Below are 14,891 nucleotides of genomic sequence, written 5' to 3' on the forward strand. Positions count from 1 at the left end.
GCGATGGCGCAGCAACCAGTCGACGGCGAGAAGCGGGAACTCTACACTCAGGAGTTCCCGCGTCGTCGTGATGCCATCAGGGCCGAGCAGGAGGCCGCCCGGACTGGTCAGCTGCCGGTCGTGCAGCCTGCGCCGGCACTGCCGGCCCACCGGACCGGCAGCAGCGCCGCGGGGACGAAGGACGCGCCGCAGCCAGTCGAGACGCAGCCGCAGGCAGTGGTCGGCTCGCCGCCGGCCTCGGCCTACGGGCACGGGCTCGTCACCCCGACCCCGGTAGCCGAGAGGGCCGCCGAAGCCACCAGCGCAGACACCCTAACGGCAGCCGAGGCCGTCCCGGGGTCATCGACTGCAGCCGAGCCGCAGCAGAAGGACTACGGGCGGGCGGGGCGCAATCTGCCGGCAGCGATCGCGGTCGGCGTGGTGCTCGGCGGGGGAGTGCTGGCCTCGCTGCTGTTCTATCCGCCGTCGTTCGTCGTCATCGTGCTCATCGGCGTCGTCGTGGCCATGTGGGAGCTGGCGAATGCGCTCTCACGCTCCGGCTCCGTCGTCGCCCGCGTCCCCACGGTCACCGCTGCCGGCCTCATGATCCTGGCGACGTACTTCGCTGGTCGCGAGGCATTATGGGTGGCCTTCACCGTCGGAGCCGGAGCGATCCTGCTGTTCACACTGCTCGAACGCCGGCCCAACCCCGTCAAGGACGTGTGCCTGAGCCTCTTCGCCCTCACCTATGTGGGGCTCATGGCCTCCGCTGTCGTCTTCATCCTCACCCAGCCTGAGGGCAACCTGCTCGTCATCCTCTTCCTCGCCCTCGTCGTCGCCAGCGACATCGGCGGCTACACCTTCGGCGTGCTGTGGGGCAAGCATCCCATCGCCCCGAAGATCAGCCCGAAGAAGTCCTGGGAGGGCTATGCGGGCTCTGCCGTCTTCTCCACCGCTGTGGGCATCGGCGTGGCGCTGTGGGTCTTCGATGCCCCGATCTGGACCGGCCTCGTGCTCGGCACGATCATCCCGGCTTTCGCCACTCTCGGCGACTTCGCCGAATCGATGATCAAACGCGACCTCGACCTCAAGGACATGGGCACCCTGCTGCCCGGGCACGGGGGAGTGATGGACCGTCTCGACTCGATCCTGCCGACCGCCCCGGTTGCCCTCGTCCTCTTCACCTTCCTGCCTGGATTCATCACATGAGCCTTCTTGCTTCCCTGTCTCAGGTCCTGCCGGCCGAGACGATCATCACCGATGCCGACATCATGGCCTCCTATCTGCACGACGAGGCCGAATGGGCGCCATATGGTCAGGCACTGGCGGTCGTGCGCCCGCGCGAGACCGCCGAGGTGCTCGCCGCCGTGCGCTGGGCGATCGAGCATTCCGTGGCTGTCGTCGCCCGCGGCGCCGGTACCGGCCTGTCCGGCGGGGCGAACGCACTTGAGGGCTGCCTGGTCATCAGCTTCGATGCGATGAACCAGATCCTCGACGTCGACCCGGTCGAGCGCACCGCCCGCGTGCAGCCCGGCGTCGTCAACAACGACCTGCGCGCCCGGGTGGCCGAGGACGGCCTGTGGTACCCACCGGACCCGGCCAGCGCACCCTGGTCGACCATCGGCGGCAATGTCGCGACGAACGCCGGCGGCCTGTGCTGCGTCAAATACGGCGTCACGAGCGAATACGTCCTCAACCTCGAAGTCGTCACCGGCACCGGCAGACTCGTGCGCGTCGGCAAGACAACGGCGAAGAACGCCGCCGGCTACGACCTGCGCGGGCTCATCATCGGCGCTGAGGGCACGTTGGGCATCGTCACTGAGATCACCGTGCGTCTGCTGCCGCTGCCGCAGGACTCCCGGGCGATCGTCGGCTACTTCGACAGCCTCGTCGACGCCGGCCGGGCCGTCGCCAACGTCACTGCTGCCGGCATCATCCCCTCTGCTCTCGAACTCGTCGACTCCTACTGCCTCAAGGCGGTTGATGAGTGGAAGAACATGGGGCTTTCGGCCGAGGCCGAGGTGCTGCTGCTGGCCGCCACCGACGTCCCGGGCGCTGCCGGGCAGGCCGAGGCCCAGGGCATTGTGACAGCCTTTGAGTCCGCTGGTGCCACGTTCGCTGCGATCAGCGAGGACGCCGAGGAGGCCGATGCGTTCTTCGCCGCCCGCAGGCTCGCCTACCCGGCTCTCGAACGGCTCGGCCCGGTGCTGACCGAGGACATCTGCGTGGCGCGCTCGAAGGTGCCCGAGGTGCTGGCGAAGATCCAGGAGATCGGCCGCAGGCACGACACGGTGCTCGCTCAGATCGCCCACGCCGGCGACGGCAACCTGCACCCGCTGCTCGTCACCCCGATCGGCGATGATGACGCCCGCGAGCGCGCCCAGGCGGCATTCGAGGAGATCATCACCGTTGCCTTGGAAGCCGGCGGCACGGTCTCCGGTGAGCACGGCATCGGGCTGCTGAAGAAGCCGGGCCTGTCACGGGAGCTCAGCGAGGACGTCCTTGATATGCACCGGGCGATCAAGACCGCACTCGACCCGCACGGCATCATGAATCCCGGCAAGGTCTTCAGCGTCGAGGCCTGAGCGGATCGCTGTCACCGGAGGTTGCTCCGAGCCGGCGGCGATAGCGGGGATGGCTGGGCACAATCGCTGCGCCGCAGATGGCGGCGCTCACTCGCCAGGGAAGCGGACGACGCCGCGGACCCGTCTGGGGTCATACTCACGCCTCGTCGTTGCCCGGTGTGCCGGGCTCGCGAGCAGGTGCGGACCGGACCTGGCTGTCTGCCCGGCACCCACGCCCGCGCCGGCGGGCGCGGGCGAGGATGTCGACGGCCATGATGGTGCCGATGAGGATCTGCAGCGCAGCAACGAGCTGATCCCAGCCGTCGAAAGAGAACAGCAGATAGACGCCGGTGCCGATCATGACGACGGCAGCGACCAGACGGAAGATCTCATGACCTGTCATGGGGATCACGTCTTTCGTGAGAGATGGGGGTCACGTCTTTCGTGTGCGGGAACCTTCATCGTGCCAGATGAGACCACCTGTCACCAGCATCTGAGGCTTCTGGGCGCAGAGCAGACCGCTCTCACACATCGCCCAGCCTGCACATGCGATACTGGAAGGACATGACTGAGAAGACCTCCTCCACACCGACCAACAGGCCGCCCCGCCGCCAGGTGCGGCCCATCGTCGAGCACGCAGACGGCACCACCTCGCGCACCCCGACGCGTGACGGCCGGCCGCTGCTGAACTTCAAGTCCCCGCGCGTCACCCAGCCGCCGACCCACCTGGCCGACATGTCGATGGACGAGCGGATCGCCGCCGTCACTGAGATGGGCCTGCCGGCGTTTCGCGCCAAGCAGCTCTCAACCCATTACTTCGTCCACCACACCACCGATCCCGAGGCGATGACCGACCTGCCGAAGGACCGGCGGGCTGAGCTGGCCGAGAGGTTCTTCCCACCGCTGCTGAGCGAGGTGCGCCGGCTGCGCACCTCCAACGGCGACACCATCAAGTTCCTGTGGCGGCTCTTCGACGGCGCGCTCGTCGAATCGGTGCTCATGCGCTACCGCAACCGCATCACCCTGTGCGTGTCCTCGCAGTGCGGCTGCGGCATGAACTGCCCGTTCTGCGCCACCGGCCAGCAGGGCCTGACGCGGAACATGTCGACCGCGGAGATCGTCGAGCAGGTCATCCGCGCCAACCAGGTCATCGCCGCAGGCGAACTGGCCGAGGACACCTCAGCCGATACCGACATGCTCGGCAACCCGGCCGCCGCTGTCGGGTCTGAGGCCGATGAGGAGCAGGGCGAGGCCCCCGCCCAGGGAAGCGGATCTGCCGGCGGCACCACCGCCTCGGGCGCGGGCACCACCCGCACGTCAGGCCAGGCTGAACGCGTGACCAACATCGTGTTCATGGGCATGGGCGAGCCGCTGGCCAACTACAAGCGCGTCATCAACGCCGTGCGCCGCTTCGTCGACCCGGCCCCGGCCGGCCTGGGCATGGGAGCACGCCGCATCACCGTCTCGACCGTCGGGCTGGTGCCCGGCATCAACAAGCTCGCCGCCGAGGACATCCCGGTGACCTTCGCACTCAGCCTCCACGCCCCTGACGACGGGCTGCGCGATGAGATGATCCCGGTCAACACCCGCTGGAAGGTCGATGAGGCCATCGACGCGGCCTACAACTACTACCAGGTCACCGGCCGGCGCGTGAGCATCGAATACGCGCTCATCAAGGACATGAACGACCACGCCTGGCGCGCCGAGCTGCTGGGCAAGAAGCTCAACGCACGCGGCCGCGGCTGGGTGCACGTCAACCCGATCCCGCTCAACCCGACCCCCGGTTCGGTGTGGACGGCATCCGAGCCCGAGGTGGCCGCTGAGTTCGTGCGCCGCCTCCAGGACGCCGGGATCCCGACGACGATCCGCGACACCCGAGGTCAGGACATCGACGGGGCGTGCGGCCAGCTTGCCACGGCCGAAGAGGACTGAGCGCTACACTTTAAGCACCGCACAGCATTCACAAGGAGAGCGACGTGGAGACGAACTTCCCCAGGATGTCGGGTTGGAAGAACGGGTACGACCCCGCACAGGTCGACAGCTTCTTCAAGCGGGCCCGCGAATCCTTCGAATCCGACACGCCGCAGCCCGGTGATCTCGATGCGCGTGCGGTGCGCACCGTCGGCTTCGACCTGGTGCGCAACGGCTACCACGTCGGCGTCGTCGACGCCGCCCTCGACCGGCTCGAAGACGCCTTCGCCAAACGCAGCCGCGACCGGCTCATCTCCAGCTCCGGTGAGGACGCCTGGGTCAAGGAGCTCACCCGAGCCGCCAGCTCGCTGCGCGGCCGCCTCGCGCGTGAGTACGGGGAGCGGTTCAACCATCCGGAGAAGGGCCAGATCGGCTACGACGTCGAAGAGGTCGACGACCTGTGCGACCGCATCAACGGCTACTTCACCCAGGGCAAGCCGATGAGCGTCGACGAGGTCCGCCGCGTGCTCTTCCGCACCCGCAAGGGCACCCGCGCCTACGACGAGGACCAGGTCGATGCGTTCATCGACCGGGTCGTCGAGGTCATGGCCAGTGTCGACTGAACAGCTGCACTGGTTCCGCAAGCCGGGCACGAACTCACCGAAGGACAAGGGCACCTTCAATCCCGTCTTCGAGCTGCTCGACTACCCGATCGTCGCAGGGCAGGCTGACGAGGTCTTCTTCGCCGACGCCGAGGTGTCGCTGACGTATGAGGACGCGCTCGACCGGGTGGCGAAGTTCGCCGGCATCCTGCGCGCCGTTCACGAACCGGCCCCGCCGTTCGTCGTCATCGACGACGGGTTGCGCCCGGTCACCCTCATCCTCGCGATGCTCGCCGCCCTCAGGCTGGGCAGCTGCGTGGTCCTCGGGGCCAAAGGACTCAAGCCGGGGGAGAAGAAGACTGCGCCGGTGCTGCGCCCGATCGATGGTGCGCCGGCGGAAGCAGGTGAGCACATCAGCAGCAACGGCGATGCTGCCGCTCAGACTGCTGCGAAGGCCGGCATGCACACCGAGACCCGCAAGATCTGGTCGCACTTCGAGGGCACCGAGCTGCTTGCCGACGGGCCGGAGAGCAAACCCCTCGACGCCGGGGCGCTGATGAAGGAATCAGCGTTCAAGCACGCCGCTGCCGCAGAGATCGGCCCCGGCCGCGAGGTGCTGCGGCTCGACGGGGTGAGCCTGAGCGCTGCTGAGAGCCTCAACGCCGTGGAGATGTTCCTCAGCCGCTGAGCGCCGCAGAGCAACATTGCGGCCGGACGGTTCGCGAGAGGGCCGCGATCGGCTCTGTGCCGCCGATCACAGGCGTCCCGAACGGCCTCGATCCCGGTGTTACCGTAATCCTCATGGCGATCGACAGACGGAAGCTGGCGCGGCGGGCGCGCCGCTATTGGGCGATCGTCATCGTCATCTGCACCTACTTCGGCTTCCACTCCTTCATGCTCACCGGCCTGGCCGTCATGGCCCCGAACCTCGGGCTGGCGTCGCTGACGGTGACGATCTACATGGGTCTGGGCATCCTGCTCGACTCACCGGCTGCCTCGGCGATCGAACGCTTCGGCCTGCGGCGGGTCATCGGCACCTCCGGCATTCTCATCCTGCTCATCACCATCGGGCTGCTCATCGCCGGCTCCGGCTGGTGGATCGTCATCTTCGGCGCCCTGTACGCCTGCTGCTCCAGCCTCATCTACATTCCGGCGCTCGCGCACTACGCTTCGATGCTCGGGGAGCGGCAGGCCGACGGTCAGCGCATCAACGTCCTCATCCAGCGCGGCGGCGCACTGGCAGCCGGCCTGTTCATCACGTGGGCGCTGGCTGCTGAGCAGCCGCACGTGCTGTTCATCATCGTCGCGACCACCGGGCTCGGCATCCTCATCGCCGCCTGGTGGCTGCCGGGGCCCAGCCGCGACCGGCGTGTCACGCAGCGGGTGCCGCTGCTGCGCACCATCGTCTATTCGGTCGCAGCGATCGGCCGGTCGTCGGTCATGGCCCGTGGGGCGCTGTCGGCCTCAGCACTGTCTGTCATCTTCATCACGACGAGTTCGATCTTCCCACTCGCGCTGCCGGAGTTCGGTGCTGCGATCGGTGTCGGACTCGTCATGCGCGAGCTCATCGCCATGGCAACGGCGACCGCCTTCGGTCATGGCTCGATGCGCCGGACCAACCGCGAGTTCGCCGCTGCGGTGCTGCTCGCCCTGATCGGGATCTCCGGGGCCCTGTGGATCGAGCGGAACTGGGCGGTCATCACCGGCATCATCCTCACCGGCCCGCTCATCAGCTCCGCGATCGTCACCTCATCCCTCAACACGCGCATGGCCAGCCTCAGCGCAGTGCACCCGTGGGCCTGCTTCGCAGGCATGGGCATCGCCTCGCGGACCAGCGGCCTGCTCATCCCGCTCGTGCTCAGCGCCGCGCTCTCAACCAGCCGGCAGGCGCTGGAGATCGTGCTCGTCATCGTGTTCATGCTCATCGCCTGCGGCATGCTCATCGGCAGGCAGCGCCAGGACGGGGTGCCGGGCTGAGCGGAACCTGCTGGACACGGTCGTCCGTCCTGAGGTCGTAGCCCGCCCGGGACTGCCAGGCACCAGCTGGCGAACAGAGGTTTGGTGGTGACAGCCCGCCGGTCAGCGGCGAAGGATGGAGCGTCAGCCGACAGGCACCCGGCTCACACGTACATCGGAACGCGGATGAGCAGCCGCGACGTCAGCTGCGCGTCGTTTCGCAGATGCCGCGTCCGGCTGCGCCGAGTCGAAACCCATCAGCTCGTTGTCGTGCCAGTGCTCGACGATCCACACCTCTTGAGCCCCGCGGTGCACCTGGGCCGCCACAGGTATCTCGGAGATGGAGATACCCGTCACTTCGCCCTCGGGCAGGACACGATGCTCAACATAGAGCTTCGCATCCTCAGAACAGCGGAACGCCCGTATCGTCCTCCAAGGTGGAGAATGGTCGCGTTCAATCGACACCACCCACAGGTGTTTCGCTCTCGGCCAGAGCCGGATGGAGGACAATTCCGGTTTCGTGGGCCAGCGGAATCCCCAGCGTCGCCGATCCGACGCTTGCTGGGCGGTGCGAGACTGGCTGTTATCGGCGGGAACACCGAAGCGTTCAGAGAACGGCACCCGGCTCACGCGAACCTCGGAACCCGGATCAGAAGTCGTAAGTTCAGCTCTGCGGTGATTCGCGGATGCCGCGTCCGGCTGCGCAGAGTCCCACCCCATGAGCTCGTCTTCGTGCCAGAATTCGACTACCACAGCTCGTGAGTTCTGTGGTCCACCGTGTCTGATACGGGAATCTCAGCGAGGAGGATGTCGTTCGCTTCTCCCTCGGGCAGCACGATCTCATCAGCACAGTCGTCCGCATCGTCATAATGGCGAAATGCCCGGACCGTACCTCCGGGAGTCGACGTGTCGCGTTCAACTGACACAACCCACACGTGTCTGACGCGCGGCCAGAGCTTCATAGCGCACACGCATTCGTCACTGACATCGTGGAAACTCCCTCATCCGATCCCTCGCTCCCACAATACGCGGAGCAATCCGCACCTTGGCGGCAGCAGATCGCGAGAACGCCACCCACCTCAGTCGAAACGACAACGGCCCCGGTGACTCGCGCGGAGTCACCGGGGCCGTGATGCCTGTCAGCTGATCAGCCCTCGTAGTTGGCGAAGGCGTTGATGCCGGTCATCGCACGGCCGAGCGTCAGCTGGTGCACCTCGTGGGTGCCCTCGTAGGTGAGGACGGTCTCGAGGTTGATGGCGTGGCGCAGCGGCGAGTATTCGCTCGTGATGCCCGAGCCGCCGAAGGTGGCGCGCAGGTCACGGGCGATGTTCATCGCGGTGTCGACGTTGACCATCTTGCCCAGCGAGATCTGCTCCGGGCGCACACCGACGGTGTCCTTGAGCTTGCCGAGGTGGGCAGCCAGCAGCGTGATCGACGAGTACTGGCCGAAGGCCTTCGCCAGCTTCTGCTGCGTGATCTGGAACGACGACAGCGGACGGTTGAACTGGATGCGGGTGCCGGTGTACTCCAGTGCGGAGAGGATCGAGTCACGGGCAGCACCGGTGACGCCGAAGACGATGCCGTAGCGGGCCTCGGACAGGCAGGACAGCGGCCCCTTGAGCCCCTTGGCCTTCGGCAGCATCGCCGATTCCGGCAGACGAACGTTGTCGAGCACGATCTCACCGGTGATCGAGGCGCGCAGCGACAGCTTGCGCTTGACCTCAGGCACCTCGACGCCCGGGGTGTCGGTGGGAACGACGAAACCGCGGACGACCGGGCGGCCCTTCTCGTCCTCTTCCTCGGTCTTGGCCCACACGACGCAGACATCGGAGACCGGGGAGTTGGTGATCCACATCTTCGCGCCGTTGAGGATCCAGTCGGAGCCGTCCTTGGTCGCGCGGGTCTTCATGCCAGCCGGGTCCGAACCGACATCCGGTTCGGTCAGGCCGAAGCAGCCGAGCTTCTTGCCGGCGGCCATCTGCGGCAGCCATTCCTCCTTCTGCTCCTCAGAACCCCAGTTGTGGATGGCGAACATCGCCAGCGAGCCCTGCACGCTCACCAGCGAACGCAGACCCGAGTCGATGGCTTCGAGCTCACGGCAGGCCAGGCCGTACTGGGTGGCGGTCGCTCCGCCGCAGCCGTAGCCTTCCAGGTGCATGCCGAGCACGCCGAGCTCACCGAGCTGCTCTGCGAGCTCACGAGCCGGGATCGTGCCTTCGAGGTACCAGTCGCCGATCTTCTCCCGGACGTTCTCGTCCAGCCACTTGCGGACGATGCCCGCCCATTCGAGGTCCTCCTTCTCGAAGACCGAATCGATCGCCAGAATCTCGTCAGGGGTCATGGTTTTGCTCATCGTCGAGTTCCTCTCCTCGTGGGGCATCAGTGAGCGCACGTGTCATCGCGTTCTAAGAAAACAATGAGATGATCTGTCACCGTGAAGGTACGTAATGTCATTGTACTGGGGGCCACTGGCTCGGTCGGCACCCAGGCCCTCGAAGTCATCGCCGCCAACCCCGCCAGATTCGCCGTCACCGGCATCGGAGCGGGGTCGAATGTCGACGCCGCGGTCGACCAGGCGATCCGCACCGGGGCCCGCGCGCTGGCCGTCGCCACCCCGCCTGCTGGGGGAGAAGCCCAGCTCAGACGGCTGCTGGAGGCACGCGCCGAGCAGCTCGGCGCGCAGGTGGCAGTCGAGACGATCTTCACCGGTCCCGAGGCGTCGGCCCGGTTGGCAGCCGAGCCCGCCGATGTCGTGCTCAACGCTGTCACCGGTGCCGCCGGTCTGACATCGACGCTGGCGGCCCTCGCATCAGGCACCGATGTCGCCTTGGCGAACAAGGAGTCCCTCATCATCGGCGGTGAGCTCGTGCTGCGCACCGCTGAGGAGAACGCAGCCCAGCTCATCCCCGTCGACAGCGAGCATTCGGCGATCGCCCAGGCGCTGCGCGCCGGCCGCCGCGATGAGGTCGCCCGGCTCATCATCACCGCCTCCGGAGGTCCCTTCCGCGGGATGAGCGCAGACGAGCTGGCAGCCGTCACCCCCGAACAAGCACTCGCCCACCCGACGTGGAACATGGGCACCGTCATCACGACGAACTCCGCGACCCTGGTGAACAAGGGCCTGGAGGTGATCGAAGCGCATCTGCTCTTCGGCATCGACTACGACCGCATCACCGCTGTGGTCCACCCGCAGAGCCGCATCCACTCGATGGTCGAGTTCGTCGATGGTTCGACGATCGCCCAGGTCTCACCCCCGGACATGAAGCTGCCGATCGCCTACGCACTCGGCACCGAGCCTGACGGCACCACCACCCGCATCGCCGGAGCCACCGCACCCGAGCCCTTCGACGCCGCCAGCTCCTGGACCTTCGAACCCGTCGATGACGCCAACTTCCCAGCCCTCCGACTGGCCGTCCGGGCCGGCCGGGCCGGCGGGACGGCACCAGCGGTCTACAACGCCGCCAACGAAGAGCTCGTCGCCGCCTTCCACGCAGGCACGATCACCTTCCCGCAGATCGCCGAGGGGATCGCCGCCGCACTCGACGACCACCTCGGGAACGGCGAGAACCACCTCGGGAACGGGACAGACGCCGCTGCGCTGACCCTGGAGACGGTGCTGGCAGCCGACCGCAGTGCACGCGCGTTCATCGCCGGCTGGCTGCAGCCCACCGCTGCCGAGGAGGCGCGCGCATGACCGGTCTGCTCTACGCCCTGGGCATCGTCCTCATCCTCATCGGCGTGTCCATCTCGATCGCCCTGCACGAACTCGGCCACCTCATCCCGGCCAAGAAGTTCGGCGTCAAAGTCACCCACTACATGGTCGGCTTCGGGCCCACCCTGTTCTCCCGCCGCCGCGGGGAGACCGAATACGGCATCAAAGCGCTGCCGCTGGGCGGATTCATCGCAATGCCCGGCATGTACCCGCCCACGCACGCCACTCACACCACGGTCGCCGCCGCGCACGGGGCGACCGACGCCTCGGGCATCGTGAGCGAGGCGACCGGCGGCCACGAGGACCGGGAACCCGCCGGCGTCGGCGCGCACGCCGATGCCGCCGGCGCGTCGGCTTCCGTCCGGAGGGCAGCCCGGAAGCCGCGGATGTTCGAGCGCACGATGGACGACGCCCGCGAATACTCCAACCAATTCATCGAACCCGGCGAGGAGCACCGCACCTTCTACGCCCTCTCGGTGCCCAAGCGGCTCGCCGTCATGTTCGGCGGCCCGCTCGTCAACCTGCTGCTGGGCATCCTCATCCTCGGCATCATGCTGCTCGGCGTCGGTGTGCCCACACTCGGCACCACCGTGTCGACCGTGTCCGAATGCGCGGTGCCGGCCAGCGAGATGGCCGAGCGCGCACCGGCTGACCAGGACCGCTGTCTGCCCGGTGACCAGCCGACCCCTGCCGCCGAGGTCGGGATCGCCCCCGGCGACAGGGTGCTGTCGATCGGCGGCAAGCCGATGGAGACCTGGGATGACATCACGACCGAGATCCGCGGGCTGGCCGGCAGGGAAGTCGAGATCGTCGTCGAACGCGACGGCGCGCAGGTGTGGATCCCGACGAGGATCATCGCCGCCGAACGGCCCGTCTACACCGACAGCCGCGAACTCCAGCGCGACGGCAGCGGCGAACTCGTCACCGAGACCGTCGGCTTCCTCGGCATCGGCCCCGCCCGGGAGTACCAGCCGATCCCGCTGACGGAGTTCCCCGGCCAGATCGGTCAGGCGCTCGGCCGGACCTTCACCGCGCTGGCGACCCTGCCGGTCAAGCTCGTCGACATCGTCCAGGTCGCCACCACTGACCAGGAGCGCGACCCGGAGGGCATCATGGGCATGGTCGGCGTCGGCCGGGTCGCCGGCGAGATCGTCTCGACCGATCAGATCGACGTGACCGGAAAGGTCGTCACCGGCCTCGGGCTGCTCGGCTCGCTCAACCTGTTCCTCTTCGCGTTCAACATGATCCCGCTGCTGCCGCTTGACGGCGGGCACATCGCCGTCGCGCTCTACGAAGGAGCCCGCCGGCGCATCAACCTGGCCCGCGGCCGAGGTGTGATCGGCCCCTTCGACACCGCGCGGCTGCTGCCGCTGACCTACGTCGTCATCGGGCTCATGCTGTGCATGACGGTGCTGCTCGTCTACGTCGACATCGTCAAACCCGTCATGCTGTTCCAATAGCTATGGCAATCGCTTCCATCAGGGACGGCAATCGTTAGCGAACTGTAGCCACCGGATTTCCTGAACCGCAGCTGGCAGCTGTGTGAGAGGTTACGATGATTCCACCGGCGGACGGTCTCCGGCCGCCGGGATCATCACCACCGACGTACAGGGAGCCCAGTGCACCACGCTCAGCGGCGCGCGACCGCGATGTCCGACGCCTTGGCCCGGGAGATGCTCCCGGCCGACTACCCGATCATCGGCTTGGTCGACCTCGACACCCTCGACGAGCTGTTCCACGCCGCTGAGGCGGCCTTCGACTCCCCGTCGCCGGTCACCCACGCGGTCGCCGCGAAGGCGGTGACCCTCGTGCCGATGATGCGCCATCTGGCCGAGCTCGGCGCCGGCTGCGAGGTGGCCAGCCCCGGTGAGCTCAAGATGGCGCAGCTGGCCGGGTTCACCCCTGACCGGATCGTCTTCGACTCCCCGGCCAAGACCCGTCACGACATCGACACCGCCTTAGACCTCGGCGTGGCGATGAACCTCGACAACTTCACCGAACTCGCCCGCATCGACGAGCACTTGGGCGGCGCGACCCCCAAGGGCCGGATCGGGGTGCGCATCAACCCGCAGCTGGGTGCCGGCGCGATCGAGGAGATGTCGACAGCGACCCCGACGTCGAAGTTCGGCATTCCGCTGCGCGACGAAGGCTCCCGGCAGGCGATCATCGACGCCTATGCCTCCCGTCCGTGGCTCAACCAGATCCACGTCCACTCCGGGTCCCAGGGCATGGCCCTGTCCTCGATGGCTGCCGGCGTGCGCGCCGTCGTCGACCTCGTCGCCGACATCCACGCAGCGATCGGCCGCCAGCAGATCACCCACATCGACATCGGCGGCGGGCTGCCGGTCAACTTCGACTCCGACGCACACACCCCGAGCTTCGCCGACTACCGGGCCGCGCTCGATGCCGAGGTTCCCGAGCTCTTCGACGGCACCTTCGGGATCATCACCGAGTTCGGCCGCTCCCTGCTGGCCAAGTCCGGTACGATGCTCACCCGGGTCGAGTCGACCAAGGTCGTCGGCGGCCGGCCGATCGCCGTCTGCCATGCCGGCGCGCAGGTCGCAGCTCGCACGATCTTCATGCCCAACGCCTGGCCGCTGCGGGTCAGCGTGCTCGACCCGGCAGGCGAGGAACGTGAGGACGAGGTCTGCGTGCAGGACGTTGCCGGTCCCTGCTGCTTCTCCGGCGACATCATCGCCCACCAGCGCTCGCTGCCGCTCATCCGCGAAGGCGATGTCATCGCCATCCACGACGTCGGCGCGTATTACTTTTCCAACTCATTTTCCTACAACGCCTTGCCACGTCCTGCCGTCTACGGATACAGAGAGAAGGACGGCGCAGTGGCCTGGGTCACCCTCAGGCGCCAGCAGACCATCGACGAGGTGGTCGTTGAGGCAGGAGGCGACGTTGACTCCAGCTGGTAGCAGCCGGTCCGGCAGCCACCGGCATCCGGCGGACGCAGCACCGCGCTGCACCGCCGCCTGACAGCTCATGCGGCCCACCGGCCGCAGCGGTAACCACCGCAGGTGAGAAACGGAAACCACAGAAGGAGCGAACCCGGTATGAAGATCGGACTCGTAGGACGCGCGGCGGCAATCATGTCCGCTGCAGCACTTGTACTGAGCGCATGCGGCGGCGCCGGCGGCGGTGGCGGCAACGGAGGCGGCGAACCGGCCGAGGACTTCACCCAGGACCTCACCTTCGCCACCGGCGGCACCGCAGGCGTGTACTACCCGCTGGGCAATGAGTACTCCCGCATCTTCCAGAACGAAGTCGAGGGTCTCACGGTCAACGCTGTGGAGACCGACGGCTCGGTGGACAACCTCGGCCGCATCGCCAAGGGCGAAGCCCAGCTGGCGTTCACCCAGAACAACACCGCCCACGACGCTGTGAGCGGCTCCGGCGAGTTCGAAGAGCTCGGACAGCCGCTGGAGAACATCGGCTGGATCGGCCAGCTGTACCCCGAGGCCGCACAGGTCATCACGCTGGAGGACAGCGGCTTCGAGTCGATCGAAGATCTCAAGGGCAAGAAGATCGCCGTCGGCGCCCCCGGTTCGGGCACTGCGGCCGTCGCCAAGCTCATCCTCGATGCCTACGGCTTCGAAGACGGCGACTACGAGCCCTTCGAGGAGAGCTTCGCCGATGCCCGCTCGAAGCTTCAGGACGGCAACATCGACGCCTCGATCGAGATCCTCGGCGTCCCGGCGGCATCGCTGTCGGAGCTGGCAGCCAATGCTGATGTCAAGCTGCTGTCGCTGGACAAGGAGAAGGCCGACCAGATCGCCGGCGAATCGCAGTACGAAAGCTACGTCATCCCGGGCGGTTCCTACGACTTCGCCCCTGAAGACGTGCAGACCGTGACCGTGTTCGCCACGATCGTCGCCTCGACCAACCAGGTCAGCGAAGAGGATGCCTACGGCATCACCAAGGCGATCTACGAGAAGGCCGGAGACATCTCCCTGGCACAGGGCAAGCTCATCAAGACCGAGGACGCTCTGCTCGGCCGCGGTGACGTGGAGCTGCACCCGGGCGCCAAGAAGTACTTCGACGAACAGGGCATCAGCACCGAGTGACGGTGGCGAGTGCCCAGCGCAATCCGAATGCGGGGAGTTTCCATCTGGAAGCTCCCCGCATTCCTGTGTGTTCGGGGCCGCCTGCGCTAGGCCC

Annotated in this window: 13 protein-coding genes; 10 read left to right on the plus strand and 3 right to left on the minus strand. The window is 67.3% G+C overall.

Features of this window, described 5'->3' with window-relative positions; all coding sequences use genetic code 11:
• The first annotated feature begins 3 nt into the window (after nt 1–3).
• Nucleotides 4–1,188, plus strand: a complete 1,185-nt coding sequence (locus tag H9634_RS02100) for a phosphatidate cytidylyltransferase (RefSeq protein ID WP_191725143.1) — start codon at nt 4–6, stop codon at nt 1,186–1,188.
• Nucleotides 1,185–2,564 (plus strand): FAD-binding oxidoreductase, encoded by a 1,380-nt coding sequence (locus H9634_RS02105; protein ID WP_191725144.1) that lies wholly within the window; start codon nt 1,185–1,187, stop codon nt 2,562–2,564. Before H9634_RS02100 ends, H9634_RS02105 begins: the two co-directional genes overlap by 4 nt.
• Before the next feature lie 136 nt (nt 2,565–2,700).
• Here H9634_RS02105 and H9634_RS02110 read toward each other — a convergent pair whose 3' ends face one another.
• Nucleotides 2,701–2,946 carry a hypothetical protein gene (locus H9634_RS02110; protein ID WP_191725145.1) on the minus strand — a complete coding sequence of 82 codons (246 nt, stop codon included), beginning with the start codon at nt 2,944–2,946 and terminating at the stop codon, nt 2,701–2,703.
• A gap of 161 nt (nt 2,947–3,107) precedes the next feature.
• Between H9634_RS02110 and rlmN the strand changes: the two genes are divergently transcribed.
• The 4 genes from rlmN to H9634_RS02130 all read left to right on the plus strand — a co-directional run bounded on the left by rlmN (nt 3,108) and on the right by H9634_RS02130 (nt 7,033).
• Nucleotides 3,108–4,475 (plus strand): 23S rRNA (adenine(2503)-C(2))-methyltransferase RlmN, encoded by a 1,368-nt coding sequence (gene rlmN / locus H9634_RS02115; RefSeq protein ID WP_191725146.1) that lies wholly within the window; start codon nt 3,108–3,110, stop codon nt 4,473–4,475.
• A gap of 44 nt (nt 4,476–4,519) precedes the next feature.
• The gene (locus H9634_RS02120) at nt 4,520–5,077 is read left to right on the plus strand and encodes a DivIVA domain-containing protein (RefSeq protein ID WP_175292852.1); all 558 of its coding nucleotides are present in this window, start codon (nt 4,520–4,522) and stop codon (nt 5,075–5,077) included.
• Complete coding sequence (locus tag H9634_RS02125; protein ID WP_191725147.1) at nt 5,067–5,744, plus strand: hypothetical protein; 678 nt, start codon at nt 5,067–5,069, stop codon at nt 5,742–5,744. The genes H9634_RS02120 and H9634_RS02125 overlap by 11 nt, the downstream gene beginning before the upstream one ends.
• Before the next feature lie 113 nt (nt 5,745–5,857).
• Complete coding sequence (locus H9634_RS02130; protein WP_191725148.1) at nt 5,858–7,033, plus strand: hypothetical protein; 1,176 nt, start codon at nt 5,858–5,860, stop codon at nt 7,031–7,033.
• A gap of 123 nt (nt 7,034–7,156) precedes the next feature.
• Here the strand turns inward: H9634_RS02130 and H9634_RS02135 are convergent, their stop codons facing one another.
• Nucleotides 7,157–7,642 carry a hypothetical protein gene (locus H9634_RS02135; RefSeq protein WP_191725149.1) on the minus strand — a complete coding sequence of 162 codons (486 nt, stop codon included), beginning with the start codon at nt 7,640–7,642 and terminating at the stop codon, nt 7,157–7,159.
• 517 nt (nt 7,643–8,159) lie between these two features.
• Nucleotides 8,160–9,365, minus strand: coding sequence for an acyl-CoA dehydrogenase family protein (locus H9634_RS02140; protein WP_175292849.1), 1,206 nt, complete (start codon nt 9,363–9,365; stop codon nt 8,160–8,162).
• 81 nt (nt 9,366–9,446) lie between these two features.
• On the opposite strand from H9634_RS02140, the gene dxr reads away from it, so the two are divergent.
• The 4 genes from dxr to H9634_RS02160 all read left to right on the plus strand — a co-directional run bounded on the left by dxr (nt 9,447) and on the right by H9634_RS02160 (nt 14,797).
• Nucleotides 9,447–10,706: a 1-deoxy-D-xylulose-5-phosphate reductoisomerase gene (gene dxr, locus H9634_RS02145; RefSeq protein ID WP_191725150.1), complete on the plus strand. Its 1,260-nt coding sequence runs from the start codon at nt 9,447–9,449 to the stop codon at nt 10,704–10,706.
• Nucleotides 10,703–12,184 carry a M50 family metallopeptidase gene (locus H9634_RS02150; protein ID WP_191725151.1) on the plus strand — a complete coding sequence of 494 codons (1,482 nt, stop codon included), beginning with the start codon at nt 10,703–10,705 and terminating at the stop codon, nt 12,182–12,184. Before dxr ends, H9634_RS02150 begins: the two co-directional genes overlap by 4 nt.
• 159 nt (nt 12,185–12,343) lie before the next feature.
• On the plus strand, nt 12,344–13,648 hold the full coding sequence (locus H9634_RS02155) for a type III PLP-dependent enzyme domain-containing protein (RefSeq protein WP_318244971.1): 1,305 nt from the start codon (nt 12,344–12,346) through the stop codon (nt 13,646–13,648).
• 138 nt (nt 13,649–13,786) lie between these two features.
• Nucleotides 13,787–14,797, plus strand: a complete 1,011-nt coding sequence (locus tag H9634_RS02160) for a TAXI family TRAP transporter solute-binding subunit (protein WP_191725152.1) — start codon at nt 13,787–13,789, stop codon at nt 14,795–14,797.
• Nucleotides 14,798–14,891: the final 94 nt, after the last annotated feature.

Origin of the sequence: Brevibacterium gallinarum (genome assembly GCF_014836885.1) — a bacterium.
GTDB classification, from domain to species: Bacteria; Actinomycetota; Actinomycetes; order Actinomycetales; family Brevibacteriaceae; genus Brevibacterium; species Brevibacterium gallinarum.

Bases quoted from the DNA above. Each gene is read 5' to 3' on its own strand.
- H9634_RS02100 (WP_191725143.1), top strand. From the start codon at position 4: ATGGCGCAGCAACCAGTCGACGGCGAGAAGCGGGAACTCTACACTCAG.
- H9634_RS02105 (WP_191725144.1), top strand. From the start codon at position 1,185: ATGAGCCTTCTTGCTTCCCTGTCTCAGGTCCTGCCGGCCGAGACGATC.
- H9634_RS02110 (WP_191725145.1), bottom strand. From the start codon at position 2,946: ATGACAGGTCATGAGATCTTCCGTCTGGTCGCTGCCGTCGTCATGATC.
- rlmN (WP_191725146.1), top strand. From the start codon at position 3,108: ATGACTGAGAAGACCTCCTCCACACCGACCAACAGGCCGCCCCGCCGC.
- H9634_RS02130 (WP_191725148.1), top strand. From the start codon at position 5,858: ATGGCGATCGACAGACGGAAGCTGGCGCGGCGGGCGCGCCGCTATTGG.
- H9634_RS02140 (WP_175292849.1), bottom strand. From the start codon at position 9,365: ATGAGCAAAACCATGACCCCTGACGAGATTCTGGCGATCGATTCGGTC.
- H9634_RS02150 (WP_191725151.1), top strand. From the start codon at position 10,703: ATGACCGGTCTGCTCTACGCCCTGGGCATCGTCCTCATCCTCATCGGC.
- H9634_RS02160 (WP_191725152.1), top strand. From the start codon at position 13,787: ATGAAGATCGGACTCGTAGGACGCGCGGCGGCAATCATGTCCGCTGCA.